Annotated in this window: 19 protein-coding genes; 6 read left to right on the forward strand and 13 right to left on the reverse strand. The window is 60.2% G+C overall.

From position 1 onward, the window contains the following. Positions 1-12: 12 nt before the first annotated feature. From ATH90_RS05130 to yaaA, 11 genes are all read right to left on the reverse strand, one after another. Positions 13-1,197, reverse strand: coding sequence for an alginate O-acetyltransferase (locus tag ATH90_RS05130; RefSeq protein ID WP_034102281.1), 1,185 nt, complete (start codon positions 1,195-1,197; stop codon positions 13-15). Between the two features lie 11 nt (positions 1,198-1,208). After that, complete coding sequence (locus tag ATH90_RS05135; protein ID WP_034102282.1) at positions 1,209-2,741, reverse strand: MBOAT family O-acyltransferase; 1,533 nt, start codon at positions 2,739-2,741, stop codon at positions 1,209-1,211. A 154-nt stretch (positions 2,742-2,895) separates the two neighbouring features. After that, positions 2,896-4,005: a mannuronate-specific alginate lyase gene (locus ATH90_RS05140; protein ID WP_098465813.1), complete on the reverse strand. Its 1,110-nt coding sequence runs from the start codon at positions 4,003-4,005 to the stop codon at positions 2,896-2,898. A gap of 8 nt (positions 4,006-4,013) precedes the next feature. Further along, complete coding sequence (locus ATH90_RS05145) at positions 4,014-5,462, reverse strand: alginate O-acetyltransferase (RefSeq protein ID WP_034102490.1); 1,449 nt, start codon at positions 5,460-5,462, stop codon at positions 4,014-4,016. Between the two features lie 11 nt (positions 5,463-5,473). Then, complete coding sequence (gene algG / locus ATH90_RS05150; RefSeq protein WP_069021845.1) at positions 5,474-7,063, reverse strand: mannuronan 5-epimerase AlgG; 1,590 nt, start codon at positions 7,061-7,063, stop codon at positions 5,474-5,476. After that, positions 7,063-8,550, reverse strand: coding sequence for an alginate export family protein (locus tag ATH90_RS05155; RefSeq protein ID WP_034102285.1), 1,488 nt, complete (start codon positions 8,548-8,550; stop codon positions 7,063-7,065). Before ATH90_RS05155 ends, algG begins: the two co-directional genes overlap by 1 nt. Further along, a complete protein-coding gene (gene algK / locus ATH90_RS05160; RefSeq protein ID WP_098465814.1) occupies positions 8,547-9,938 on the reverse strand; it encodes an alginate biosynthesis TPR repeat lipoprotein AlgK in 1,392 nt (463 codons plus the stop codon). The genes ATH90_RS05155 and algK overlap by 4 nt, the downstream gene beginning before the upstream one ends. 2 nt (positions 9,939-9,940) lie before the next feature. Then, entirely contained in the window at positions 9,941-11,107 is a 1,167-nt protein-coding gene (locus ATH90_RS05165) for an alginate biosynthesis protein Alg44 (RefSeq protein ID WP_034102287.1), read from the reverse strand. A 36-nt stretch (positions 11,108-11,143) separates the two neighbouring features. Continuing rightward, positions 11,144-12,625 carry a mannuronan synthase gene (alg8, locus tag ATH90_RS05175; RefSeq protein WP_034102288.1) on the reverse strand — a complete coding sequence of 494 codons (1,482 nt, stop codon included), beginning with the start codon at positions 12,623-12,625 and terminating at the stop codon, positions 11,144-11,146. Between the two features lie 83 nt (positions 12,626-12,708). Further along, a complete protein-coding gene (locus tag ATH90_RS05180; RefSeq protein WP_034102491.1) occupies positions 12,709-14,025 on the reverse strand; it encodes a nucleotide sugar dehydrogenase in 1,317 nt (438 codons plus the stop codon). An 896-nt stretch (positions 14,026-14,921) separates the two neighbouring features. Further along, positions 14,922-15,701 (reverse strand): peroxide stress protein YaaA, encoded by a 780-nt coding sequence (gene yaaA, locus ATH90_RS05185; protein ID WP_034102289.1) that lies wholly within the window; start codon positions 15,699-15,701, stop codon positions 14,922-14,924. Between the two features lie 120 nt (positions 15,702-15,821). Here yaaA and ATH90_RS05190 point away from each other — a divergent pair, with 120 nt between their 5' ends. The 5 genes from ATH90_RS05190 to moaE all read left to right on the forward strand — a co-directional run bounded on the left by ATH90_RS05190 (position 15,822) and on the right by moaE (position 20,024). After that, positions 15,822-16,946, forward strand: coding sequence for a polysaccharide deacetylase family protein (locus ATH90_RS05190; protein ID WP_098465815.1), 1,125 nt, complete (start codon positions 15,822-15,824; stop codon positions 16,944-16,946). Positions 16,947-17,285: 339 nt separating this feature from the next. Next, entirely contained in the window at positions 17,286-18,680 is a 1,395-nt protein-coding gene (locus tag ATH90_RS05195; RefSeq protein WP_012722339.1) for a PhoH family protein, read from the forward strand. Between the two features lie 179 nt (positions 18,681-18,859). Further along, on the forward strand, positions 18,860-19,333 hold the full coding sequence (moaC, locus tag ATH90_RS05200) for a cyclic pyranopterin monophosphate synthase MoaC (RefSeq protein ID WP_069021851.1): 474 nt from the start codon (positions 18,860-18,862) through the stop codon (positions 19,331-19,333). Continuing rightward, on the forward strand, positions 19,330-19,572 hold the full coding sequence (locus tag ATH90_RS05205; RefSeq protein ID WP_098465816.1) for a MoaD/ThiS family protein: 243 nt from the start codon (positions 19,330-19,332) through the stop codon (positions 19,570-19,572). The genes moaC and ATH90_RS05205 overlap by 4 nt, the downstream gene beginning before the upstream one ends. 2 nt (positions 19,573-19,574) lie before the next feature. Further along, entirely contained in the window at positions 19,575-20,024 is a 450-nt protein-coding gene (moaE, locus tag ATH90_RS05210; protein WP_034102294.1) for a molybdopterin synthase catalytic subunit MoaE, read from the forward strand. A gap of 128 nt (positions 20,025-20,152) precedes the next feature. Here the strand turns inward: moaE and rhlB are convergent, their stop codons facing one another. Next, on the reverse strand, positions 20,153-21,622 hold the full coding sequence (gene rhlB, locus ATH90_RS05215) for an ATP-dependent RNA helicase RhlB (RefSeq protein WP_170041152.1): 1,470 nt from the start codon (positions 21,620-21,622) through the stop codon (positions 20,153-20,155). Between the two features lie 96 nt (positions 21,623-21,718). Next, complete coding sequence (locus ATH90_RS05220; protein WP_098465818.1) at positions 21,719-22,375, reverse strand: alpha/beta hydrolase; 657 nt, start codon at positions 22,373-22,375, stop codon at positions 21,719-21,721. 346 nt (positions 22,376-22,721) lie between these two features. Here ATH90_RS05220 and ATH90_RS05225 point away from each other — a divergent pair, with 346 nt between their 5' ends. Beyond that, positions 22,722-23,753 (forward strand): amino acid ABC transporter substrate-binding protein, encoded by a 1,032-nt coding sequence (locus tag ATH90_RS05225; protein ID WP_025855626.1) that lies wholly within the window; start codon positions 22,722-22,724, stop codon positions 23,751-23,753. Positions 23,754-23,808: the final 55 nt, after the last annotated feature.

The raw sequence follows: 23,808 nt of genomic DNA on the forward strand, positions 1-23,808 counted from the left end.
GTTACCTCTCTTTCAGTTTTGCGCCCGGTCGGGCGTCTCGGATTTTTGGTGTTTAACTGGGGTGTTGATTGCCATGTTCTGTTGGCGCGAACCGGCTTGTTTAAGCTGCGCAACCCACGCGGGGTCGGCATCACCGATTTCGTTGTTCACGGGCAGATAACGTTCAGGAAACTCCCAGATCAGCACCTGCGGCGGGCTGTTCTTGAAGTCATCGCTTTTCAGGTAGCTGAGCATCGGCAGGATCGGGCCGTGGCCGTCTTCGGCGTAGCTGACCACGTCGCTGCCCAGGGCTTGCTTGAGGGCGCCGACGAAGTTCCAGTTGGGGTTGGCGCTGTAGCTGGTGCCTACCAGTGCTACCGGGGTTTCGCTGTCGCTGAACAGCGCGTCGTCGCCTTTGGTTTCGGCCAAGTGCGTCACGCGTTTTTCCAGCGGCTCTTTCGGCGGCATGAGGTTTTCGAACAGTGGGTCCAGCGGCAGGAACAGACGCAAGTCGCCTTTGTGCGGCTCGGTCTTCTCGGCTTCGGTGACAAAGCGCTGCGGCTCGCCACTCAGCGGGGTCTTGTCGGCAATGGCCTTGGCCAACTGCTTGGCGGCGATTTCAGCGCCGTCCGGCGTCCAGTGGGTGTCGGTGCGCAGGAACACTTGCTTGCCGCCGAGCTTGGCCTGTTGCAACGGGCCGAGCAGGTCCGGGGCGATGATCTTGTCGGCCGCCACGCGGGCATGGAAGTCCTGGTACAGGTTGGCGTGAATGCTGGCGGGTTTCACCTCACCCAGGTGCTCCGGGTACAGGCGCACCTTGGCCGGCACGATCGCCATCACCAGTTGAATACCCTGGGCCTTGAGTTTCTGGCGCACGCCTTCGACCAGCGCGTAGTTGCCTTCAAGGTTCTGGTCTTCGTTGACGGCGGGGTTGAACTCCTCGTCGCTGTACAGCCAGTGATCGCGGCCTAGCACCACGCCGGGACGGCCCTCATTGAACAGCTTGTAGTCCAGCGCCGCCCACAGGTTGGTGCCGATACGCTTGATCGGGAACTGGTCGTCGTAGTGCGTCTCGACGGCCTTGGTCCAGCGACCGTTGAGCACCGTCGCGTCGGCATTGGTGCTGAAGCCGAAGAAACTGCGCAGCGACCAGGCGCCCAGGGCCAGCAGCACCACCAGGAACAGGCCGATATAGAGGACGCGGAATGAACGGGTCATGGTCGGCTCCCTCAGAATTGGAAGTAAAGGAACGGCGAGAAACTCTGCGCCGACAGTTTGAGAATCGACGCCACGAACAGCAGCAGCACCGCAGCGCGCATGGCGTAGCGTGGCCAGTCAGCGGTCCAGTAGGCCGGTTGCACGGCGGCATCCTGGCCAACGGTGAAGCCTGGCTCGTGGATGCTGCCTGGGTTGTCGCCCGGCACGGCCTTGATCAGGCTCGGGTCGGCCGGCTTGGTTTTTTCCGCAGGGCGATTGGTGTAGAAATCGCGCAGGCCGAAGAACGCCAGCGTTGCGTAGGCCACCACCAGGGTCGCCACTTGCAGGCCAGTGAGGTTGGCGCGGTTGAGTTCCGACAGCGACCACTCGCCAAAGCTGAACATCGCGCCGTACATACGGCCGGCGACATGCAGGTTTTCGGCGCGGAAGATGACCCAGCCCATCACCACCAGCAAGAAGGTGAAGGCCCAGCGCAAGACGTTGAAGCTGCGCGGCGCGGTATTGAGGCCGATGGCTTTTTCAATCGCCAGCCACATGCCGTGCCAGGCACCCCACACGATGTAGGTGATGTTCGCCCCGTGCCACAGGCCACCGAGCAGCATGGTCAGGAACAGGTTGCGGTAAGTGGTCAGCGTGCCTTTGCGGTTGCCGCCCAGGGTGATGTACAGGTAGTCACGCAGCCAGGTGGACAGGCTGATGTGCCAGCGACGCCAGAACTCGGTGATCGACTGGCTGATGTACGGCTGCTTGAAGTTTTCCATGAAGCGGAAACCCATCATCAAGCCCAGGCCGATCGCCATGTCGCTGTAGCCGGAGAAGTCGAAGTACAACTGCGCGGTGTAGGCCAGCGCCCCGAGCCAGGCATCGCCGGTGGTGGGGTTTTGCAGGGCGAAGCAATGGTCGGCCACCACCGCCAGCGTATCGGCAATGAAGACCTTCTTGATGAAGCCCTGCATGAACCGCGTGCAGCCCTCGGAGAATTTGTCGAGGGTGTGCGTACGGTTGTTGAACTGGTCGGCCAGGTCGCGGAAACGCAGCACCGGGCCGGCAATCAGGTGCGGGAAGATCGCCACGAACGCTGCAAAGTCGATGAGGTTGCGAGTCGCTGGGGTATCGCCCCGGTACACGTCGATGATGTAGCTGATGGACTCGAAGATGTAGAACGAGATCCCGATCGGCAACAGCACGTGAGTCAGGATGAATGGCTCCAGGCCGGCCGACTTCATCATCAGGTTGATGCTGTCGACGCCGAAGTTGGCGTACTTGAAGTAGCCCAGGATGCACAGGTCGACCGCCACGCCCAACAGCAGCCAGCGTTGAGCCGGCTTGGTGCGCACGCCGGCTGCACCGACCTTGAGGCCGATCCAGTAGTTCCACAGCGTCACAGCGGCGAACAGCGCCAGGAAGTCCACTCGCCACCAGGCGTAGAACACGTAACTGGCAATCAGCAGCAGCAGATTGCGATAGCGTTGCCCGCTCAAGTAGTACAAGCCGAGAAAGATCGGCAAGAACAGAAACAGGAACACATTGGACGAGAAAACCATCCCGATCTCTCCATGTTTAACCAACAGTCAAGGGCCAGAGCCCCCCCAAACCCCCCCACGATTTCGCGAGGGGGCGGTACTACATTCCTACTGACGAAACCGGCTCAAACTGTGGGAGCTGGCGTGCTCGCTCCCCCATTTGAAGTGCGTTTCGTCAACTGCCTTTGTTGCCCTTTTCATGCGTCGGGTCGTAGACCTTGGTCAGGTCGCCCCCGAGACGGAAGGTCTTGAACGGCTGCATCCCGTGCTTGCGCTCGATGACATCCGGGGCGCAGGTGTAGAGGGTGCAGAAGGGTTCCAGCCAGGCGAATTTCATGTCCTGCTTCAAGTCCTTCATGTCCTGCTCCTTGCCGTTCTTCTGCTCGAAGATCTCCGGGTCCTTGACCCCAGCGAGCACTTTGTCGCCCAGGCGCTTGAGCGCGCTGTTGTTTTCCTGGCGCAGGTCCACACCGTTGACCAGGGCAAAACTGGCGATCATCGACAGCGGGGGCAGGGCGTAGTTGTGGTACGACAAGGCCCGTTGCTGGCGCTTCAATTCGTTCGGCAAGAAGCCTTGGTCGTCGACCTGGTTCGCGCCGACCTTGTATTCCTTCACGGCCCAATCGAACAGGTCGCGACGGTTGGTGGCGACGGACGTTGCCATCACCGACCAGGCGGCCCAGTAAGAGTGGTTGTTGGTTTTTTCCAACGGCAGGTTGTCCCAGTCGCTCACCACCTGGTCAGCCAGTTTGTTGAACCAGGCTTCGATCAGTTGTGATTCCTGCTGGTGGTTGGCCAGCGGGCGCGATTCGGAGAACTTCAAGCGAACATAGGCCGACGCCATGCTGCCCAGCGCCCATTTGCGCATGGACTTGCCGGTGTGGTTGAAGTCCTTGGACATCAACGCATCCGCCTTGGCCCAGCTGGTCAGCCAGTTGAGCGTGCATTCCAACTGCTCCGGACGACCGTCGCGCATGAACTGCATCACGCGCTTGCTGGTGTCTTTTTCCAGCTTGGTGATGTCGGCGGTGCTGTCGCGAAAGGCTTTTTCCGACTGCACATTCAGGGTGGAACGGGCCTTGTCCGAACCTTCGTACTTGCTGCGAAATTGCAGCGAGCCGGTGTACGGCGCCGGCATGGCGTCGCAGTCATTCTTGAAGTCGCCGGTCTTGAACGCTTCCACGGGGGCGAAATAGCCCTGGGGTGGACGCAGTGGCGCGGCGGCGTTGACTGAGCCGGCGAACATCGCCAGGCCCAGCAGCGTTGGAATCAATAACTTCTGCATAGGTAACCTCATTGCCCGAGCGACGCAGTCTTCTGACCGCTGCTAGGGAACACGTTGCGTGTGCAAATTTTCGCTTCGACTTTCTGCGCTGCAGCGCCCGCTTCGGGACCCTGCACTTCCACGGCCAGCAAGTTCTGCGAGGCCCAGTCTTCATCGGTGCGCAGTTCAAAGGCGAAACGCCCGTCTGTATCGGATGTTTCGGGTTTCTCGATCTTGATGTCCTCGTGGCGACCGTTCATGTACCAGAGGGTGGCTTGCAGGGTTTTCACCGACGGGTCGGCGAAGCGGATATCAACCTGATGGTTGGCGTTGCGCAGGTCTTTGTTCGAACTGTTAACCAGCAATTCGTTCTTGCCGGGTTTCAATGTCGTGCTGGCTGTCATCTGTGCGGTCTTGCCTTCGCAGCCGTTGTCGAGCAAGGCCATCATCTGGCGGTAGATGGTCTCCTGGTCGAGGCGATACAGCGGCGAGAATTCCCAGATCAGGATCTTCGGCGGGGTCTTCTGGAACTCATCGCTGCCCAGGTACTGGATCATCGAACCTTCCAGGCCACCGCCGGGGAAGGCGACGTTGAGGATGTCTGCACCGATTTCCTGTTCGAGGAAGCCGGCGAAGTTGTAGTTCTTGCCGCTGTGGCTGGTGCCCACCAGGGTGATCTGCGGGTTGCCCGAATCGCCGAACAGGTCGCCGTCGCCCGCTTCGCCCTTGGGCTCGGTGGTGAACTGGTCCATGTACTGGATCGCGTAGCTGGTGCCGCACAGTTGCCCGGCCATGTTGTGCAGGGTGCCGGTCTTGCCCATGCGCCCGGAGCGCTTGGTTTCGAATTCACGCTGCGGGATGCCCGCAAACTCAGGCATTGCACGCACTTTGGCACCGACGATTTTCGCCGTGCGCTGGGCACCATATGGGGTCCAGTGCTGGTCGCCACGGAAGTAGAAATCGTGGGCCGGCAGTTCATCCGGCAGTTGCTCGTTGGTCAACGGTGACAGGTCCGGCACCACGTAGCCCATCTTGGCGAAACGGCCGAGCATGGTCTTGTAGTTGCCCAGGGCCTTGTCGAAATCGAACTTGGCTTTCTCTTCCGGGTTGAGCTTGTTGCGGTTCACCAGGCCACGGGTCGGCTGGTAGACCACCACCAGTTCCACACCCTTGGCCTTGAACGCATCGTGCAGTTGTTGCATGCGCTTGTAGCCGGCCGGCGTGGTATCGAATTCGGTACGCAGGTCTTCCTGGGTACGGAACAGCCAGTCGCCCTGGGCTTGCACCAGGGTGGTGAAGTTCTGCTGGTAGCGCGTGGTGTAGTTCTTCGCATCGTGGGCGGCCGGGCACAGGCTGCAGCATGGCTCGGCGGTGAAGGTCGGTGCCTTCACATCGTCGGCGCGTACGCCCTGGCTGGCCGCGAGCAGGCCGAGGGTCAGACCCGAGAGGCTCAGCAGTTTGATCATGTGTGGGTGCATAAGGGTCATCCTCAGTCCTGCAATTCGGTCTGGCGTTCGACAGGGTCGATCAGCACGGCTTTCTGCTGGCGCACCAGCAGGTCGAGAATCTCTTCCTGGCGATCGCCCAGCACGCCGTTGAAGCTGATGCCGCTGGATTTGGTCGGCGCCAGCATCGACACGCGGTACAACTCGACACTCAACGGCGAGTCGATGGACAGCGGGCCACTGCCGTTACCCGCCAGTTCACCGCCGACCACGATCAGCGAGACCTTGGCGTCGAACGGGTCGAGGGCGATGTCGCGGTCGGTGTCGGTCAGGTCCTTGATGTGGCCGTAGAGGCCGGTGAGGCCGTTGGCCATGGAGGTGTTTTCGTACAGCTTGATGTTCACGCTGTTACGCACGCGGATACCGTGGCGACGGTTGGCAATCACCTTGTTGCCCCACAGCAGGTTGTCACCGCTCTCATAGAGCGTGATGCCGTCGGTGTGGTTACGATAAAACTCGTTGTCGGCCACGATGTTGTTGACGCTGTTACGGTCGAGCACCAGGCCCGAGAGCTTGTTGTCGAAGCTGCGGTTGTTGAAGATGAAGCTGTCGTTCACTTCCCGGGAGATGATGATGCCGTGCTTCTTCTTGGTGCCGTAGACGGTGTTGTCCGCGATGATCAGGCCGTGGGAACGGTCGTGGGGGTCAATGCCGTAGACGATGTTGTCCTTGTAGGTATTACCCTTGATCACAAAGCCCGTGGTCTCGTAGCAGTAGAAGCCGTACCACATGTCCGAGAACTCGGAGTCGATGATCCAGCCGGTCGGCTCGGGACGCTTGAGGACCTTGGCCATGTTTGGCGTGTACTGGGAAATACTCACCCCGTACGACTTACTGTTGGCGTAGCCGAAACTGGCCATCTTGGTGTTGGAGATGTAGGTCTGCGTACCGCCCCAGGCCAGCAGGAACGGGCGGAACTCCTTGGGCGACTTGAACAGCGCAGGGCCCTTGGCCTTTTCGTTCCAGCCGGTGACTTTGGTGTCACGCACGAACAGTTGGCCGTCGTTGATCAGGAACGAACCGGCTTCCTGGGACAAGCGCAGCTCCTGGGTTTTCTTGTCAATTTCCAGGATGCCCTTACGCCCAACCACGATCGGCAACTTCGCCAGGAACACACCCGGCGAGGTTTCGCTCAGGTACTGCTTGGGCACCTTGCCCAGCAAGTCCTTGAGGTTCATGTAGCCGTCGTCGACAAAGATCGCCTGGGGAATGCCGTGCTGGCGCACCACCCATTCGGCCATCTTGTTGTCACCGCCGATGAAGTCCTTGAGGGCGTCTTCCTGCATCATGCGACGGATGCTGATCTTGCCCGGCTTGGTGCGCACGATCTTCTTTTCCATCGCCGCGTCGGTGTAGCCGGACAGGTCCGGCAGGGCCGGCTTGGCCATTTCCAGCGGCGCGGTCGGCGGGCTGGAGATGGTGTAGGTCTTGGCCTGTTGCAGCTCCTTGGCGATGGTCGGCGCTTTAGCCTGCGGCGCGACATCGGCCATGGCAGCAGCGCTGGCCAGCAGCATCGCTGCCGCCAGCATGGCCGAGCCTTTGAGGGCTTGAGGGTTCATTGCGCAGGCTCCCATCAGAACTTCCAAATCACGTCGACAAACGCGCGATGCATGTACGAGTCAACCTGGCTGCCATAGGCGTCGCCCGGCTTGAACACACCTGCACGGAAACGCACCAGGGCCGATGGCTCGTCGATCGACTGGCTGAGCGCAGCCGGCAACAGGCCGGTCTTGAAGTACTTGGTGACCACCAGGTCCATCTCCTGGCCCAGGTCTTTCTTGCCGTCTTCAAGCGGCAGGGAAGTGCTGGACAGGATCGCGCCGGTCACGTCATCGGTGTTGTTCTGCACGGCATCGATGCCGTTGCTGCCCACCGGCTTGTTGCCGTCGACGCGCCAGAACTTGTGGTACACCAGGCTGGCGTCGTAGTCCTCGCGCAGCTGCCAGGAACCGAACAGGCTCATCGACTGCATGTTGTTCATCTCGCCGCGGAACGCTTCGCCGAAACGGTGCACGCGGGACTGGGTGCCGGTCCAGTTCGAACGGTTGCTTTGCAGGCCGTTCTGCTCGTACTCGGCGCTGGCGCGGGAGTAGGCCGCACCGACTTGCCATTGCGGGTCCAGGCGCAGGCGGATGCCCAGGTCGGTGGCCCAGCCATTCACGTCGTCGCTGCGCTTGGCCGTGGTCGGGCGGGTGCCGTCGGCGTTCAAGGCGTTGACCGTGTCGCGGTCGCCCTGCACGCCGGTAATGCTCGCCCAGTAGTTGACGGTGTTGGTGTTGCGCCAGTTGTAGGCATCGCTGTTGGCTTCGATACCGAGCCAGGTCAGATCGCCGTTCTCGCGCTTGTCCAGCGAGTCAGTGGCCACGCCTGGTTCCGGGTAGTCGAGCTTGCCGTCGTCATGGGTGTGGTGCGCGCGCAGGCCGATCCACTGGCCTGGGGTCCACTGATAGGCGGCGTCGGCATAGAGGTGCTGACGGTCCTTGTCCTTGGGCGACAGTTCCTTGAGGTCGGTGCGGTATTCGCTGAAGCGTTCAGCGACACCGACGTTGGCCTTGAGCAGGGTGGTGTCGAAGGTCCAGTTGAGTGCTTCGATGTTGGTGTCGCGCCATTGGCCGTCGTCATTGCGCAGGCGCTGGCGACCCAGCTTGAGGATCTCGCCTGGGTAAGGCGTGAAGCCGCTGTAGCCGACCCAGAACTCGCGCATGGCCAGGTAATTTTTCTTGGTCTTGCGATCGTCGTTGGTGGTCTGCTGGTTTTCGTCATCCGCCGACTGTTGCAGGGTGTCGGTCTCGATGATGTCGCTCGACACCACCGCCTGGCCCATGGCGTAGGCGCTCCAGTTGCCGCTTTCACCGTAGATCCACGGGCGCAGGTCGAGGCCGATACCGTTGACGTCACCGCCTTTTTGCGTGCCGAGGTCGCGGTCATCTTCGGACTGCGCGGTGGCTTTCACTTCCAGGCCGAAGTTCTTGGCTTCGGTCAGCGCGGCCAGGGTCGGGCACGACCACAGCAGGGCAAAGGTCAGGCCGATGCCGGCCTTGACGAATGGGTTGAGCTTCATAGGGATTCCTCGCCGTCTTCTTCTTCCAGGGCGTGCAGTTGCAGCGTGCTCTGGGCCAGGGTGCCGCGTGCGGCCAGTTCCTGTTGCACCAGGCGTTGGCCTTGGGCGCGTTGCTCCGGAGTGAGCGGGGTTTCGAGCTGCGTGGCCAAGTCATTGGCCTCTGGCGTGTCCTGGGCTTTAGCCAATTGGCTGAAGACATAGGCATTCAACGGGTCGGGCTTGGTGCCCTTGCCTTGGGAAAACAACTGGGCGATGGCGAAGTCGGCGCTGTTCTGGCCGTTGCGCGCAGCGGTCAGCAAATGGTCCAGGGCTTTTTGCGGGTAGACCTTGCCCAGGTAGCCGCGGCGGTAGATCTGGCCGAGGTAGTAATCGGCGGCGACTTCCTTGCCCACGGCTTTTTCGAAGTGTGCTTCGGCGGCCTTGGCATCGGCAGGCACCCACTTGCCTTCGTAGTAGAGCTTGCCCAGCAACAGCTCGGCGCGCGGCTGATCGGCGGCGCGGCCATTGTCCAGGTACTTCATCATCTGGTCGATGTCGCCCAGTTCAGGGAAGTCGTAGAGCAGTTGTGCCAGGCTGACCCACGACGCCGGGTAGCCGGGGGCGATCTTTTCCAGCAGCGCCTGGGCGGTTTTTTCGTCGGTCTTGCCCAGCGAGGCATCACCCAATACGCGAGCTACGCTGTCGACGCGCTGTGCAGTGACGGTGCCACGGCTGTAGCCGGCTTCCATCTGCTTGAGCAACTCGGCCTGTTTTTCCGGCTCGGCTTTTTTCTGGTAGACCGTGGCCAGCTCGACATAGCAGATATCGGTGGTGTTCAGCGCGGCCTTGCAGATGCGCTCCACGTCATCCAGGTGCTGGTCGTAGGTGTCCTGGGTGCGATACAGCAGCACTTGGGCCAGGCCCGCCTCCGGGTAACCGGAGGCCTGCCATTGGCTGATCTGCTGCTGGGCATTCACGTCCGGGAAGCTGTGCGGGTACTGCAGGTACAGCATCGCCAGTGGGATCAGGGTGTTGCCTTCGCCATTGGCAAAGGCTTTTTTCAGCAGGCCTTCGGCCTCATGGTGTTCGGCTTCGGTGCTGCCAGGCTTGGCCACCAGCAGGCGACCCAGGCGGGCCTGGGCGCGCGGCGAGGTGTCCGCCGCCGCACGGTAGGTGGCTTCAGCCTGTTTGATTTGCGCCGGATCGCGGGTGCCTACCTGGATGTCGGCCAGGCCCACCTGGGCCTCGCTGTAACCCAGGTCTGCCAGCTGCTGGTAATTCTGCTGGGCGGTGACGGTATCGCCACGCTTGAGCGCTTCATTGGCCAGGCGTTGGTCGGGCAGGCCGGCGCAACCGGCGAGGGCGATGGCCAGCGCCAGGGGCACCGGCAGGTTTCGAAGGGCGCTCATGATTAAAGACCCGAAGCCATGGCTTTATCGATCAGCCAGTTCAGGGACGGGCCACGGTCGCTGGTCACTTCCACCGGGCGGCCGGCGTAGGTGGTATCCAGCGGCGCATCAGGCTTGATCTGTACGCGGATGTCGGAAGACAGGTCGGCGCTGTTCAGGCTGGTGCTGCTGACGATGGTGCCGGTGCGAACCTGTTCTTCGTCGGCCACCTGGAAGCTCACCGGTGTACCTGGGCGGACGTCACCGAACTGGCGATAGGTGAAGCGCGCTTCAACATTGGCCAGGCTGCCACGGGGTACCAGTTGGAAGATCACATCGCCTTTGTTGGCGTACTGGCCGTCAGCGACCATTTGCTGGGTCACCACGCAATCGCATGGCGACGTCAGCGTACCGGTCATTTGCTTGCCGAACAGCTCCTCGACCTTGGCCGGTTGCAGTTGGTCTTCGTCCAAATGGCCCTTGAGCACATCGAGCATGCTGGTGCTGAAGGTCGCCAGTGGTGCGCCCTTGGCGGCAATTGCGTCGCCTTTGAGCAGGCTTTGCACGGTGCCGTCGCGTGGCATGGTCACGTTCATGCCCGGTACGCTGACGATGCCCGCCTGGGCGTGGCTGACGAAGTACATGCCGTAGATCGACTTGAAGACAAAACCGAACGCGGCGAGGCCGACCAGGAAGATTGCCAGGCTGAACGTCACGGCGCGCAGGCGACCGAAGGCGCTCATGTTGCTGCCGCTGTCCTTGACCTTGCGCGCTTTGGTGAAGTTGTCACGTTGCAGCGTCGCCAGCACGTCGCCCATGGTGACGATGTCACCCGACAGGTGCGAAGTGATCAGGTGGCGCAGGGTGGAAATGTCCTGCTGTTCCAGGTTCTGGAACTGGCAACCGGTGCGGCCGCTCTGGCGGTCGTAGGAGCGGATCTGCAGTTCCACGTCCATGGCCAGGCCGAGGTTGTCGATGACGAATTGCAGGCGACCCTTGTGCACTTCACCCACGGTCAACGGCTGGGTGGCGGTGAACGCCAGGCCGCCAGCGGACAGGTCGATCACCCGCGCTTCGGTCTGGGTGCGGTCGGTGTTGAAGAAGCGCAGCTTGGCCGGGATCTTGACCCGGGCATGTTGGCGCTGGGCTTCGGACTCGTGGACAACGTTGGCGTTTACTTGGCTATTCATGGTGTGTAGTTCCTAGTTAATTCAGGCTTGGCAGGGTCAGACCATCATCAGCAACACGGCGACGAAAATGCTGCCGGCGGAGAAGGTCATGGTCCGAGACGACCAGGTGTTGAACCAACGTTGAAAGCTGGCCAAATCGCGGGTCAGTTTGGTGTCCTGGCGGGTCCAGGACTGTTGATCAAGGCGGAAGAACACGTAGATCTTCACCAGCGCGCCCATGATCTGGTTGTAATAGAGAATCACCGGGTACGCCGGGCCGATCTTGTGGCCGGAGCACGACAGCAGCAGGGTCAGGATCAGGCGGGTGATGCCGATCCACAGCAGATACGCGAGGATGAACGCGCCGCCGTACTTGAAGGTGGCGATGATCGCCACGGTCAGGCCGAGCAGGGAGGTCCACATCGACACACGCTGGTCGAACAACACGATGCTGGTGAACAGGCCCAACCGGCGCATACCCAGGCCCAGGGCGCGGGAGTTCTGGCGCAGGTTGTTGCCGTACCAGCGGAACATCAGCTTGCGGCTGGCCTTGATGAAGCTCTTTTCCGGCGGGTGTTCCACGGTGTGGATCGCGGCGTCCGGCACGTAGAAGGTGTCGTAGCCCAGGCGCATCAGGCTGAACCAGCTGGACTTGTCATCGCCGGTCAAAAACTTGAAGCGGCCCAGGCGCCAGTGTTGCAGCGAGTCGCTTTCCACGTCGGCGATAAAGCCCGGGTCGGTCACGACATTGGCGCGGAACACCGACATACGACCGGTCATGGTCAGTACGCGCTTGGACAGGGCCATGGAGCACATGTTGATGTGGCGCTGGGCGAAGCGCAGCTTGTGCCACTCGCTCATGATGTAGCCGCCGCGCACTTCGCAGAACTCGTTGGTGGTCAGGCCACCGACGTTGCCGAACAACTGGAACCACGGCACGGTCTTGCGTACCACGCCTTCGGCCAGCACGGTGTCGCCATCGATCACCGCAACTACCGCACGTTCATCCGGCAGGTGGCGGGAGATGGCGCGGAACCCGAAGGCCAGGCCGTCGCGCTTGCCGGTACCGGCGATGCGCACGAAGTCGAGCTTCACGTGTTCCGGTGGGTTCATGCGTTCCCACAGGCTTTTCACCAGCAGTTCATCGGACATTTCCACCAGCGAGCAGACTACGGTGGTGGGGAAGCCGCATTCGATGGCTTCACGGATGACTGAGCTGTAGACCTGCGCGGTGGTCAGCGCGTCGATACGGAAGCTGGTGACCATCAGGAACACATGGGATGGGTCGGCAGCCTTGCCCAGCTTGCGTACTTTGCGGCGCAGGTGCGGGTAGACCACATACAGGAACAGCATGCCGCGAAAGAAATGCGTAGCACCCATCGAGTAGCGCCAGATGCCGACGGCGCCAATCAGGAAAATAAAATTCTTCGACTCGGAGTCGAACGTACTCGCCGGCAAGAGCAGGGCGAGTCCCATCAGCAGGCTCAGAAAGAACAGCCAGCCGGCGGATTGGAGCAGTACGTGTTTTAACTTGGACATAAGCGTCATCCGAAGGTGAAGAAGGCTCCAGGCTGCAAGCGCTGGGGATTGGTACGCTTGCAGCCCGGAACTTGCCGTTGCTGTTACCAGCAAATGCCTTCGGTGCGGCCGCTGACGCTGGTGGCCTTGGACATGAAGCCCACCAGGTCGACCACTTGCTTGCCGTGCGGTGCGTTATGCGCCAGGGCACGGAACTTCTCATCGCGGTTGCCCAGGATGATCACGTCGGAGTTGTTGATCACGTCGTCGAAGTTCGAGTTGAGCAGGGACGACACGTGCGGGATCTTGCCTTCGATGTAGTCTTTGTTCGCGCCGTGAACACGGGCGTACTCGACGTTGCTGTCGTAGATGCTCAGGTCGTAGCCCTTGCCGATCAGCATTTCGGCCAGCTCTACCAGCGGGCTTTCACGCAGGTCATCGGTGCCGGCCTTGAAGCTCAGGCCCAGCAGCGCGACTTTGCGTTTGTCGTGGCTGGAAACGATGTCGAAGGCGTTCTGTACCTGGGATTCGTTGCTGCGCATCAGCGAGTTGAGCAGCGGCGCTTCCACGTCCAGGGAGCTGGCGCGGTAGGTGAGGGCGCGCACGTCCTTGGGCAGGCAAGAACCACCGAAGGCGAAGCCTGGGCGCATGTAGTACTGGGACAGGTTGAGGGTCTTGTCCTGGCAGACCACTTCCATCACTTCGCGACCGTCGACGCCGACAGCCTTGGCGATGTTGCCGATCTCGTTGGCGAAGGTGACTTTGGTGGCGTGCCATACGTTGCAGGTGTACTTGATCATCTCGGCAACGGCGATGTCCTTGCGGATGATCGGCGCGTCGAGTTCTTCGTACAGGGATTGCAGGACATCGCCGGAGGCTTTGTCGAATTCGCCGATGACGGTCATCGGTGGCAGGTCGTAGTCGGCAATGGCGGTGGATTCACGCAGGAATTCAGGGTTGACCGCAACGCCGAAGTCGACACCGGCTTTTTTGCCCGAGCAGTCTTCCAGAATCGGGATCACCACGTTAGCGACGGTGCCTGGCAGGACGGTGCTGCGCACGACCACGGTGTGGCGGGTAGCTTTGTCACGCAGGACCAGACCGATTTCGCGGCATACCGCTTCGATGTAGTCCAGTTCCAGGTCGCCGTTTTTCTTGCTCGGCGTACCGACGCAAATCATCGACAGGTCGGTGTCTCGGATGGCTTCGGCGAAGTTGGTCGTGCCGCGCAGTCGGCCGGTTTCGATACCCTGGCTCAACAGCTCGCCCAGACCTGGTTCAACGATTGGCGATTTGCCCGCATTGATCAGGTCAATCTTGTCCTTGGAGATGTCTACGCCGACCACGTCGTGGCCACGGGCAGACAGGCAACCGGCACATACCGCGCCAACGTAACCGAGACCAAATATGCTGATGCGCATCGCATTTACCTCTTTGTCATTGAAGACGTTCATAATCATGCCAATAATTGGCCGGAGTTCATGTTTGCAAGCGTCACTGATGCCACGGAAGTTGAGCGAATAGACGCCGACTTACCGCGTACTGGCATGTTAAATAGTGAGTGACTAACTATTGCACTCAAGTTGTGCGCAACTTGGCCTTGTTATTGGGGCTTGCCCTGAAATGCAGCCAGCCTTCCTGGGAGAAGGGCTCGGCGCCAGTGCCGCATGGCTTTGATAGAGGCTGCAAGCCCTTAAATATCAATGCCTTGGGTTTTCTCACTGACCCATTAGGGTAAGCACAGCCTTGGCCTTATAGTTCGTGGCAATTGTTCCTTATCGCCGCTCTCAACTAATGGGTTTGTAATGTGACCACTGAGTCAAAGTTAATGTGACAACTTTGCTACTTCCCTGGGTCCGCCTTGTAAGTCATCTCCTACACAAGCAGAGAATTTCGTTACCGGTGGTATGAGCGGTGCTTTAGGACGAAGTTCCAGCCCGCTCATCCTGTTTACTGAAATTTTTTGAAATATTAGCCAAGATGGCACTAGTACTATATTGATAGCACTTGCTATTTGGGCCAGTAGTTATGGGGAGTTGGCACGCTGGGATAGTTTTTTGCCACTAGTGTTTTAAAAAAGTGGTGCCACTACGAAAAAAATCGACGAATGTCGAGTGAAAGAATTGTTAGAGAGGTGTCATGATATTTTTTGACGCCAAAATAATGACGTATATCTGTCAGCCGGGCGATGAAAACGTGGGCGCTGGCTTGCCTGCGAGGGCAGTGTTTCAGTCAGGATGGAGTCGACTGATGCACCGGCATCGCAGGCAAGCCAGCGCCCACGTTTTATATTCAGCGCGGCGACCGGCGGGCCGCTTTATTCCGGTGCGTGATCGCGCAGAAACACCAGGTTGTCCGGCTTCGACTGCTCGGCATTGAAGCGATAGCCCTGCACATCAAACGTTTTGAGTTTGGCCGGGTCATTGATCCGCTCTTGGATCACAAAGCGGCTCATCATGCCCCGCGCCTTCTTGGCGTAGAAACTGATGATCTTGTACTGGCCGTTCTTCAGGTCCTTGAACTCGGTGTTGATGATCCGCGCGTTCAGGGCGGTGCGCTTGACCGCAGAGAAGTACTCATTGGAGGCCAGGTTGAGCAGCACGTCGTCGCCTTGCTCAGCCAGCGCTTCGTTGAGCCACTCACTGATTCGCGTACCCCAGAAGGCGTACAGGTCCTTGCCACGGGCGTTGGGCAGCTTGGTGCCCATTTCCAGGCGGTACGGCATCATCAAGTCCAGGGGGCGCAGCAGGCCGTACAAGCCCGATAGCATGCGCAAGTGGTCCTGGGCGTAGGAGAAGTCGGCGTCGCTGAAGGTTTCGGCGTTCAGGCCGGTGTAGACGTCACCTTTGAACGCCAGCAGCGCCTGCTTGGCATTGGTTTGGTTGAATGCTGGGGTCCAGCTGCCGAAACGGGCGGCGTTGAGGCCGCCGATCTTGTCGGATACGTGCATCAATTCGCTGATTTGCGCCGGGCTGAGGGTACGCAGCTGCTCGATCAGCGCCTGGGAATGGTCCAGGTACTGCGGCTGGGTAAAGCGCTGGGTTACCGGCGGGGCCTCGAAGTCGAGGGTCTTGGCGGGGGAAATCACCATCAGCATGAAGTCGTCTCCTGTAAACGTGGAGGGGATTCTAGGGGGTTGGGCGGTTTGACTCCACCTATGATGGCGATAGGCGCGATCCGCTATGATGGCCGGTGACTCTGGAGAGGGAGACCCCGTGTGCGAATAGCACTTTTGTTGTCGGCTTGCTTGTTTTGCCTGAATGCACAGGCGGCGCCCGTGGATGTGGCCAGCCTGGACCGTGGCACCTGGCCGGAAAAACTCGGCAGCCCGGCGCTGTTCGATGTGGCCTCGCGCGCGGAAATTCTCATGTTCGCCCACAGCCTGCTGGCCAGTGAAAATCAGGATGAAGCTGCGCTCAAGCAGCGCCTGGGCCTGAAGATCATCAACTTGGCGGCCATTGACGACCTGCGTCGCCAGCTCTGGCAACGCCTGCTGGAGAACTACACCTTTGCCCAGCAGAGTTGCGAGGTCGATGCCTCGTTCTGCTACCTGGTGGAGAGCATGGACGACCTGCGCGAACAGGCCGGCAAGTTCGAAGTCAGCGAAGATTCCTTCTATATAGGCTGGGCGAACCCTAGCCATATCTTCCATGAGCGCTACCTGGACGAGCTGCTGCGCAAGGCCGCGCTGTTCCCGCAGATCAGCAGCGAAATCGCGCGTTTCGGCGACCATGAGCGAAACGGAGACGAATTCAACGATCGCCTGTTCCTGCTGACGTTCGACGGCGGCCCCGCCCCGGTCAGTGGCAACACCGACTGGCTCACCGACTACCTGCGCAAGCAGAAGATGAACGCGACCTTCTTCGCCCTCGGCAGCAGCCTGCAAACCCGCGTTGAACGCAGCGCTGTCGCCGATGTGCAGGCGCTGTACCAGGACCAGTGCGTGGGCACCCAGGGCTGGCAGTATCGCTCCCATAGCCATTGGGTGGATTGGCAGAGCTCAATCACCCGCAGTGCCTCGCTGGTGCAGAACCTGATGCCGGAAAACTATGTGCCGCTGTTCCGTCCGCCCTATGGCCAGCGCCGAGCGGACAGCCAGGGCTTTTTCCAGGCCCAGGGCCTGCAGGTGGCGTTGTGGGATATCGATTCCCAGGACGAGCCCGGCAAACTCAAGGCCGATGAGTCGGCGCAACGGGTGCTGACGTTGATGCTGCTGTGGCGCAAAGGCGTGATCGTGTTTCACGACACTCAGGACAAGGCGCGGGTCGCTTTGCCGATGTTGTTGCAGGCAACGGCACAGAGTGGTCTGGGTTGGCAGGACTGCCGAGAGGCTTTTCGCTGAAGTGCCCGGCCCTGTTGGACATGAGGCTTTTTAGGGGTGATTTTTCGCGACATTTCGATGCAGGCGGACTTCCGACTTTAACGGGGTACCTGGCACTCGGCTAGTGCTATTCGTCATCCTGAAAAATAAACTTCAAAAAAGCGTCAAAGTGCTTTTTCCTGTCATGGGTTTTGCGGTATTACGAAGTCAGATCGCCGAAACCTGCAGCACAGGTGGCGTCTTCCAAGACTCCTCATGTGGGCACTGCGCTTGACGTCACTCAGGTGCAGTCGGTGGTCGAATCGAGGCGCAGCACCGCTCAGGTATTGCGTCGACTGGCTCCCACAAAGGTGACCGAGTATGGATGATCATGGACGTAACCCTTCTTCCGACCAGCCAATCCTTTACGTGCTTGATACCAACGTATTGATCCACGATCCAAACGCACTGCTTAACTTCGAAGAACACCACGTCGCCATTCCGATGATCGTGCTTGAGGAGCTCGACAAACTCAAAAGCGGGCACCACAGCGTGGCTGCCGAATGCCGCCAGGCCATCCGCCTGATCGACAAGACCTTGGGCGAAGCATCGCCGGAGGACGTAGAGGTCGGTGTGCCGATCCAGCGCGGCAAAAGCGGGCCCAAGGGTTTGCTGTCGATTCTGATGAGCAAGCGCAGCGAGCCCAACAGCCTGCTGCCGGAAAACCTGAACGACAACAAAATCATCAACCAGTTGATCGACCTGCACGCGCGCGACAAGGACCTGCGCCTGGTGCTGGTGACCAAAGACATCAATATGCGCCTCAAGGCACGAGCGTGTGGGATCGCTGCCGAGGACTACAGTACCGACCAACTGGTCGACGACGTGTCGATGCTCTCCCGTGGTTATCACACGGTGACCGGCTCGTTCTGGGACCTGGTCAGCAAGGTCGAAACCCGTCAGGACCATGGCCGCACCTGGCACCAGGTGCAACTGATCGACAACCTGCCGGCCGTGCACATCAACGAATTCATCATCGACGAACAAGGCTTCGTAGGCTGGATCAAAGAGATCCAGGTCGACAAGCTGCTGATCCTCGACCTGCATCAGGAGCCCCTGTTGCACCAGGAAGCCTGGGGCCTGAAACCGCGTGACATCTACCAGAGCCTGGCGCTGTACGCGCTGCTCGACCCGGACATCCACCTGGTCAACCTGACAGGCGCCGCAGGCTCGGGTAAAACCATCCTCGCCCTGGCTGCCGCCATCGAACAGACCATGGTGACCAAGCGCTATCGCCGTATCATTGCCACCCGCAGCGTGCAGGGCCTGGACCAGGAGATCGGCTTCCTGCCCGGCACCGAAGCGGAAAAAATGGAGCCGTGGCTGGGGGCGATCACCGACAACCTCGAAGCCTTGCACATGGATGACGAAAACACCCATGGCAGCGTCGACTACATCCTCAGCAAAGTGCCGTTGCAGTTCAAATCCCTCAACTACATCCGAGGTCGCAGCTTCCAGCAAAGCCTGATCCTGATCGATGAATGCCAGAACCTGACCCCGCACCAGATGAAAACCATCATCACCCGTGCCGGTGCCGGTTCCAAAGTGGTGTGCCTGGGCAACCTGGCACAGATCGACACCCCTTACCTGTCCGCGACCAGCTCCGGGCTGACGTACCTGACGGAACGCTTCAAGGATTTCCCGAACGGCGTGCACATTGCGCTGCAAGGGGTGCCTCGTTCGATCCTGGCTGAATACGCCGAGTCTCACCTGTAACCACTGAACGGTAGGAGCCGGTTTGTGTGGACGCTGGCTTGCCTGCGATAGCCTCACCGCGGTGTAACGGATACACCGCGGTGCCTGCATCACGGGCAAGCCCGGCTCCCACACAAGCCGGCTTCCACTTTTAGTCAGCGTTGGGTTTACAATCGATGCTCCTGATCAGGAGTATCCCTGTGCTGACTCATCTCGATTCCCAAGGTCGCGCCCATATGGTCGACGTCACCGACAAGTCCGTGACGTTCCGTGAGGCGGTGGCCGAAGCGCGCGTGCGCATGCTGCCCGAGACCCTGAAAATGATTGTCGACGGCGCCCATCCCAAGGGCGACGTGTTTGCCGTGGCCCGCATTGCGGGGATCCAGGCGGCAAAAAAAACCAGCGACCTGATCCCCCTGTGCCACCCGCTGATGCTCACGGGCGTCAAGGTCGAGCTGCGCGCCGATGGCGTGGACGCGGTGCATATCCTGGCGCGCTGCAAACTCTCCGGCCAGACCGGCGTGGAGATGGAGGCCCTCACCGCTGCGAGCGTCGCGGCATTGACGATCTACGACATGTGTAAAGCCGTGGACCGTGGCATGACCATCGAAAGCATCCGCCTGCTGGAAAAGCTCGGTGGTAAAAGCGGGCACTTCAAGGCGGACCAGGCATGAGCATCACGGTATTGTTTTTTGCGCGTTACGCCGAGGCGGTGGGCTTTGACTCGCTGGAAATGGAAGGCGATTTTGCCACTGTCGAAGCTGTGCGCCTGGCGTTGGCCGGTGACCCGGATTTTGATGTGCTCAACGAAACCCGTTTGATGTGCGCCCGTAACGAAGAACTCTGCGGACTCGACGAGCCGCTGCAACCGGGTGACGAAGTCGCCTTCTTCCCCCCCGTGACCGGAGGCTGAACATGGCCATTCGTGTGCAGGCCCAGGCGTTCGATCCAGGGGCAGAGGTGAATGCCATGCATGCGGCCAATGTCGGTGTGGGCGCGGTGGTGAGTTTTGTCGGTTATGTGCGCGACTTCAATGACGGCCGCGACGTGTCGGGGATGTTCCTGGAGCACTACCCGGGCATGACCGAGAAAGCCCTGGCCAAGATCGCCGTGGAAGCGGAGCAGCGCTGGCCGTTGCTCAAGCTGGAAGTGCTGCACCGTGTTGGCGCGCTGGAACCTGGTGAGCCGATTGTGTTCGTGGCCGCTGCCAGTGCCCATCGCCAGGCTGCGTTTGATGCCTGCGCGTTTGTGATGGACTACCTGAAGACCCGGGCGCCGTTCTGGAAAAAAGAAAATACCCCTGAGGGCGCGCGTTGGGTGGAAGGGCGCAGCAGTGATAACGCCGCAGCGGATCGCTGGAAGTAGCCAGCCGAACCCAGAACACACTGTGGGAGCTGGCTTGCCTGCGATGCTGACACCTCGGTGTTTTTAGTGACACCAGGTGATGCTATCGCAGGCAAGCCAGCTCCCACGTTTGTTATTGCGTTTGAAGCTTAAGGACGTTTGCGCTCGACGGCGCGCAACAGATGCGTTGGCGGCGTTTCACAGCTGATCTTGCGCCCCAGCAGCGTCTCGATCGACGGCAGTTGGTACGAGTCATCCTCCCCGGCAAAACTGATCGACACACCCGCAGCCCCGGCACGACCGGTACGGCCGATGCGGTGCACGTAGTCGTCGGGTACTTCCGGCAAGGTGAAGTTGATCACGTGGCTGATGCCGTCGATGTGAATCCCGCGACCGGCGACGTCGGTGGCCACAAGCACACGAATCTTGCCTTCGCGGAAACCTTCCAGCGTCTTGATGCGCTTGTGTTGCGGCACATCGCCGGACAGTTGCGCGGCGTTCACACCGTCACGCACCAGGCGTTCTTCGATGCGGCGCACTTCGTCCTTGCGGTTGGCAAACACCATCACGCGCTCCCAACCATTGTCGTTGACCAGGTTGTAGAGCAGCTTGTACTTGTCCGCACCGGCCACGGCGTAGATGTGTTGCTCGACGTTTTCGCTGGCGACGTTTTCCGCTTCGATCTCGACGATGGACGGCTCAGTGGTCCATTGCTTGGCAAGGTTCATCACGTCTTCGGTGAAGGTCGCGGAGAACAGCAGGGTCTGGCGTTCGGATTTCGGCGGGGTCTGGCGAATGATCTGACGCACTTGTGGGATAAAACCCATGTCGAGCATGCGGTCGGCTTCGTCCAGGACCATCACTTCGACCATGTCCAGGTGCACGTCGCCGCGCTGGTTGAAGTCGAGCAAACGGCCAGGGGTGGCCACCAGGATGTCGCAGTGACGGGCTTCAAGGTGCTTGAGCTGCTTGTCGAAGTCCATGCCGCCCACAAACGTCATGACGTTGAGGCCGGTGTACTTGGTCAGGTCCGCGGCGTCCTTGGCGATCTGAACCACCAGTTCCCGGGTAGGGGCGATGATCAGTGCGCGCGGCTCACCCATGTAGCGTTCTTTCGGCGGCGGCGTTTGCAGCAGTTGGGTGATGATCGAGATCAGGAACGCGGCGGTCTTGCCGGTACCGGTCTGGGCACGGCCGATGGCGTCTTTGCCCGCGAGGGTAAAGCCCAGCACTTGCGCCTGGATCGGCGTGCAGTACGGGAACCCCAGGTCCTGGATGGCGTGCATCAGTTCCGGAGCCAGCTTGAAATCGTGGAAGCGGGTCTTGCCTTCCTGGGGCTCGACGACGAAGTCTTCGAGCTTCCATGGGGTCGCGGGCGGTTTGGGAGCACGTTCGCGCCGCGGCTTGGGTGCGACTGGCGCGGGAGCGGCTTCAACCGGCGTTGCCTGTTCAGGTGGCGTCACGGTTGGTTTCTTCGGCTGCGCGACAGGTGCGGTCCGGCCGGGCTGTTTACCGTCATTGCGGCTGCCGGGTGTCGGGACAGGAGCACTGGGAACAGGCGCGAGCGGCTCAGCCTCGCTTTTGCCGAACATCTTCTTAAGTGCTTTGAGCACGGTGATCTCATTAATTGGTTAAGGAATGTACGCCGGCCAGTGTAATGCAAGAATCGGGCGCGGCGTAGTGCGTCTGTCATACGGCTACATAAACGCTGGTTTTCAGCCCAGGCGAGCGGTCAACCAGGCGCCGATGTCGCGTATCTCCTCGGGTAACACTTCGTGGCCCATTGGGTATTCCTGCCATGCAACGGTGACACCACGGCTTTTCAAATGCTCGTAGGCACTGCGGCCCATGGCGTTCTGCACCACGTCATCGTATTGGCCATGCAGGCACAGGGCGGGAATGCGCTGCTGGCTGGCGGACAACTCCAGCTCGTCACCGAATGTCGGCGCATAGGTGGAGAGAGCGATCACGCCACCCAATGGGCCTTCCCAATTCAGAAACGCCGTGTGGAAAACGACGGCGCCGCCCTGGGAAAACCCGGCGAGGAAAATCCGCGAGGCGTCTATTCCGGTTCTCTTCTGCGTCTCGATCAGATCCACGACCATTTTGGCCGATACCTCCAACTCTTCCAGGCTGATAGACCGGGCCGGGCTCATGGCCTTGATGTCGTACCAGCTGGGCATCTCGTAGCCGCCATTGATCGTCACCGGACGGGTAGGCGCCTGGGGCAAAACGAAGCGAGTGCTCAGCAAGCTTTCCTGCAGCGCTTCGGCCACCGGCAGAAAGTCAAAGCGATCGGCACCCAGGCCATGCAACCAGATTACGCAGGCGTCTGCGGGCTTGGCGGGCTGAAGAATCAAGGGTTCGGTCATGTCTGCTCCATTAATGTGCGTGCGCTCCGATTGGGTGCGTCGGAACGGTGCGCGACGGGTTGATCTGTTAATAAGATGTCGCACGGTTGAATGTTTTACTATTGACCGTGGGCTGAATCGACTCAGCCGGCACTCTGGTACGGGCCTTGCTATGTGTTGAACGATGTCAGCGCTATCTCAGGACGGTAACACTATCAGTGACTGCCGCTCATGGGATAGCAACTGGAATTACCGCGACAACTTCATGCCGCTTGACCCTAAAAAAAGCCAACACGGGTCGATATCGCCTCATAAGGGTGCGCTGAGGTTCTAGCTCCGACACAACAAGAGCAAACTGGAGGTTTGAATGAAGGTATTGAAATCCACCCTGGCCATCGTTTCCGCGGCGGCTGTACTGGGTGTCAGTGGTTTCGCCCAAGCTGGCGCCACGCTGGACGCCGTGCAGAAGAAAGGCTTTGTGCAATGTGGCGTGAGTGACGGTCTGCCGGGTTTCTCGGTACCGGATGCCAGCGGCAAGATCCTGGGGATCGACGCTGACGTTTGCCGCGCTGTGGCCGCTGCCGTTTTCGGCGACGCTACCAAGGTCAAATTCAGCCAGTTGAATGCCAAGGAGCGTTTCACCGCGCTTCAATCCGGCGAAGTCGACATTCTGTCCCGTAACACCACCATGACCAGCTCCCGCGACGCCGGCATGGGCCTGAAATTCCCAGGCTTCATCACTTACTACGACGGCATCGGCTTCTTGGTAAACAATAAGCTGGGCGTTAAAAGTGCCAAGGAACTGGACGGTGCAACCATCTGCATCCAGGCCGGTACCACCACTGAGCTGAACGTTTCCGACTACTTCCGCGGCAACGGCCTGAAATACACCCCGATCACCTTCGACACCTCCGACGAAAGCGCCAAGTCGCTGGAATCCGGTCGCTGCGACGTACTGACGTCCGACAAGTCCCAACTGTTCGCCCAGCGCAGCAAGCTGGCCGCGCCGAAAGACTATGTGGTCCTGCCGGAAACCATTTCCAAGGAACCCCTGGGTCCAGTCGTGCGTAACGGCGACGACGAGTGGCTGGCCATCGTGCGCTGGGTTGGCTACGCCATGCTCAACGCTGAAGAAGCCGGTATCACTTCCAAAAACGTTGAAGCTGAAGCCAAGTCCACCAAGAACCCGGACGTTGCACGTCTGCTCGGTGCTGACGGTGAATACGGCAAAGACCTGAAAGTGAAGAAAGACTGGGTCGTACAGATCGTCAAGCAAGTGGGTAACTACGGTGAAGTGTTCGAGCGCAACCTGGGCAAGAGCACCCCGCTGGAAATCGACCGTGGCCTGAACGCACTGTGGAACGCCGGCGGCATTCAATACGCACCACCTGTGCGCTGATTGCTGATGGTTCTGTCACCCGGTGGGCCAACCGCCGGGTGATGTTCTGTTCCAT

This window comes from Pseudomonas lurida (assembly GCF_002563895.1).
In the GTDB taxonomy this organism is placed as follows: domain Bacteria; phylum Pseudomonadota; class Gammaproteobacteria; order Pseudomonadales; family Pseudomonadaceae; genus Aquipseudomonas; species Aquipseudomonas lurida.

Coding starts and splice junctions, on each gene's coding strand:
- ATH90_RS05205 (WP_098465816.1), top strand. CDS start 19,330: ATGAGCATCACGGTATTGTTTTTTGCGCGTTACGCCGAGGCGGTGGGC.
- algK (WP_098465814.1), bottom strand. CDS start 9,938: ATGAGCGCCCTTCGAAACCTGCCGGTGCCCCTGGCGCTGGCCATCGCC.
- ATH90_RS05220 (WP_098465818.1), bottom strand. CDS start 22,375: ATGACCGAACCCTTGATTCTTCAGCCCGCCAAGCCCGCAGACGCCTGC.
- ATH90_RS05225 (WP_025855626.1), top strand. CDS start 22,722: ATGAAGGTATTGAAATCCACCCTGGCCATCGTTTCCGCGGCGGCTGTA.
- ATH90_RS05140 (WP_098465813.1), bottom strand. CDS start 4,005: ATGCAGAAGTTATTGATTCCAACGCTGCTGGGCCTGGCGATGTTCGCC.
- ATH90_RS05135 (WP_034102282.1), bottom strand. CDS start 2,741: ATGGTTTTCTCGTCCAATGTGTTCCTGTTTCTGTTCTTGCCGATCTTT.
- ATH90_RS05145 (WP_034102490.1), bottom strand. CDS start 5,462: ATGCACCCACACATGATCAAACTGCTGAGCCTCTCGGGTCTGACCCTC.
- ATH90_RS05195 (WP_012722339.1), top strand. CDS start 17,286: ATGGATGATCATGGACGTAACCCTTCTTCCGACCAGCCAATCCTTTAC.
- ATH90_RS05130 (WP_034102281.1), bottom strand. CDS start 1,197: ATGACCCGTTCATTCCGCGTCCTCTATATCGGCCTGTTCCTGGTGGTG.
- alg8 (WP_034102288.1), bottom strand. CDS start 12,625: ATGTCCAAGTTAAAACACGTACTGCTCCAATCCGCCGGCTGGCTGTTC.
- ATH90_RS05155 (WP_034102285.1), bottom strand. CDS start 8,550: ATGAAGCTCAACCCATTCGTCAAGGCCGGCATCGGCCTGACCTTTGCC.
- algG (WP_069021845.1), bottom strand. CDS start 7,063: ATGGGAGCCTGCGCAATGAACCCTCAAGCCCTCAAAGGCTCGGCCATG.
- ATH90_RS05180 (WP_034102491.1), bottom strand. CDS start 14,025: ATGCGCATCAGCATATTTGGTCTCGGTTACGTTGGCGCGGTATGTGCC.
- ATH90_RS05165 (WP_034102287.1), bottom strand. CDS start 11,107: ATGAATAGCCAAGTAAACGCCAACGTTGTCCACGAGTCCGAAGCCCAG.
- yaaA (WP_034102289.1), bottom strand. CDS start 15,701: ATGCTGATGGTGATTTCCCCCGCCAAGACCCTCGACTTCGAGGCCCCG.
- moaE (WP_034102294.1), top strand. CDS start 19,575: ATGGCCATTCGTGTGCAGGCCCAGGCGTTCGATCCAGGGGCAGAGGTG.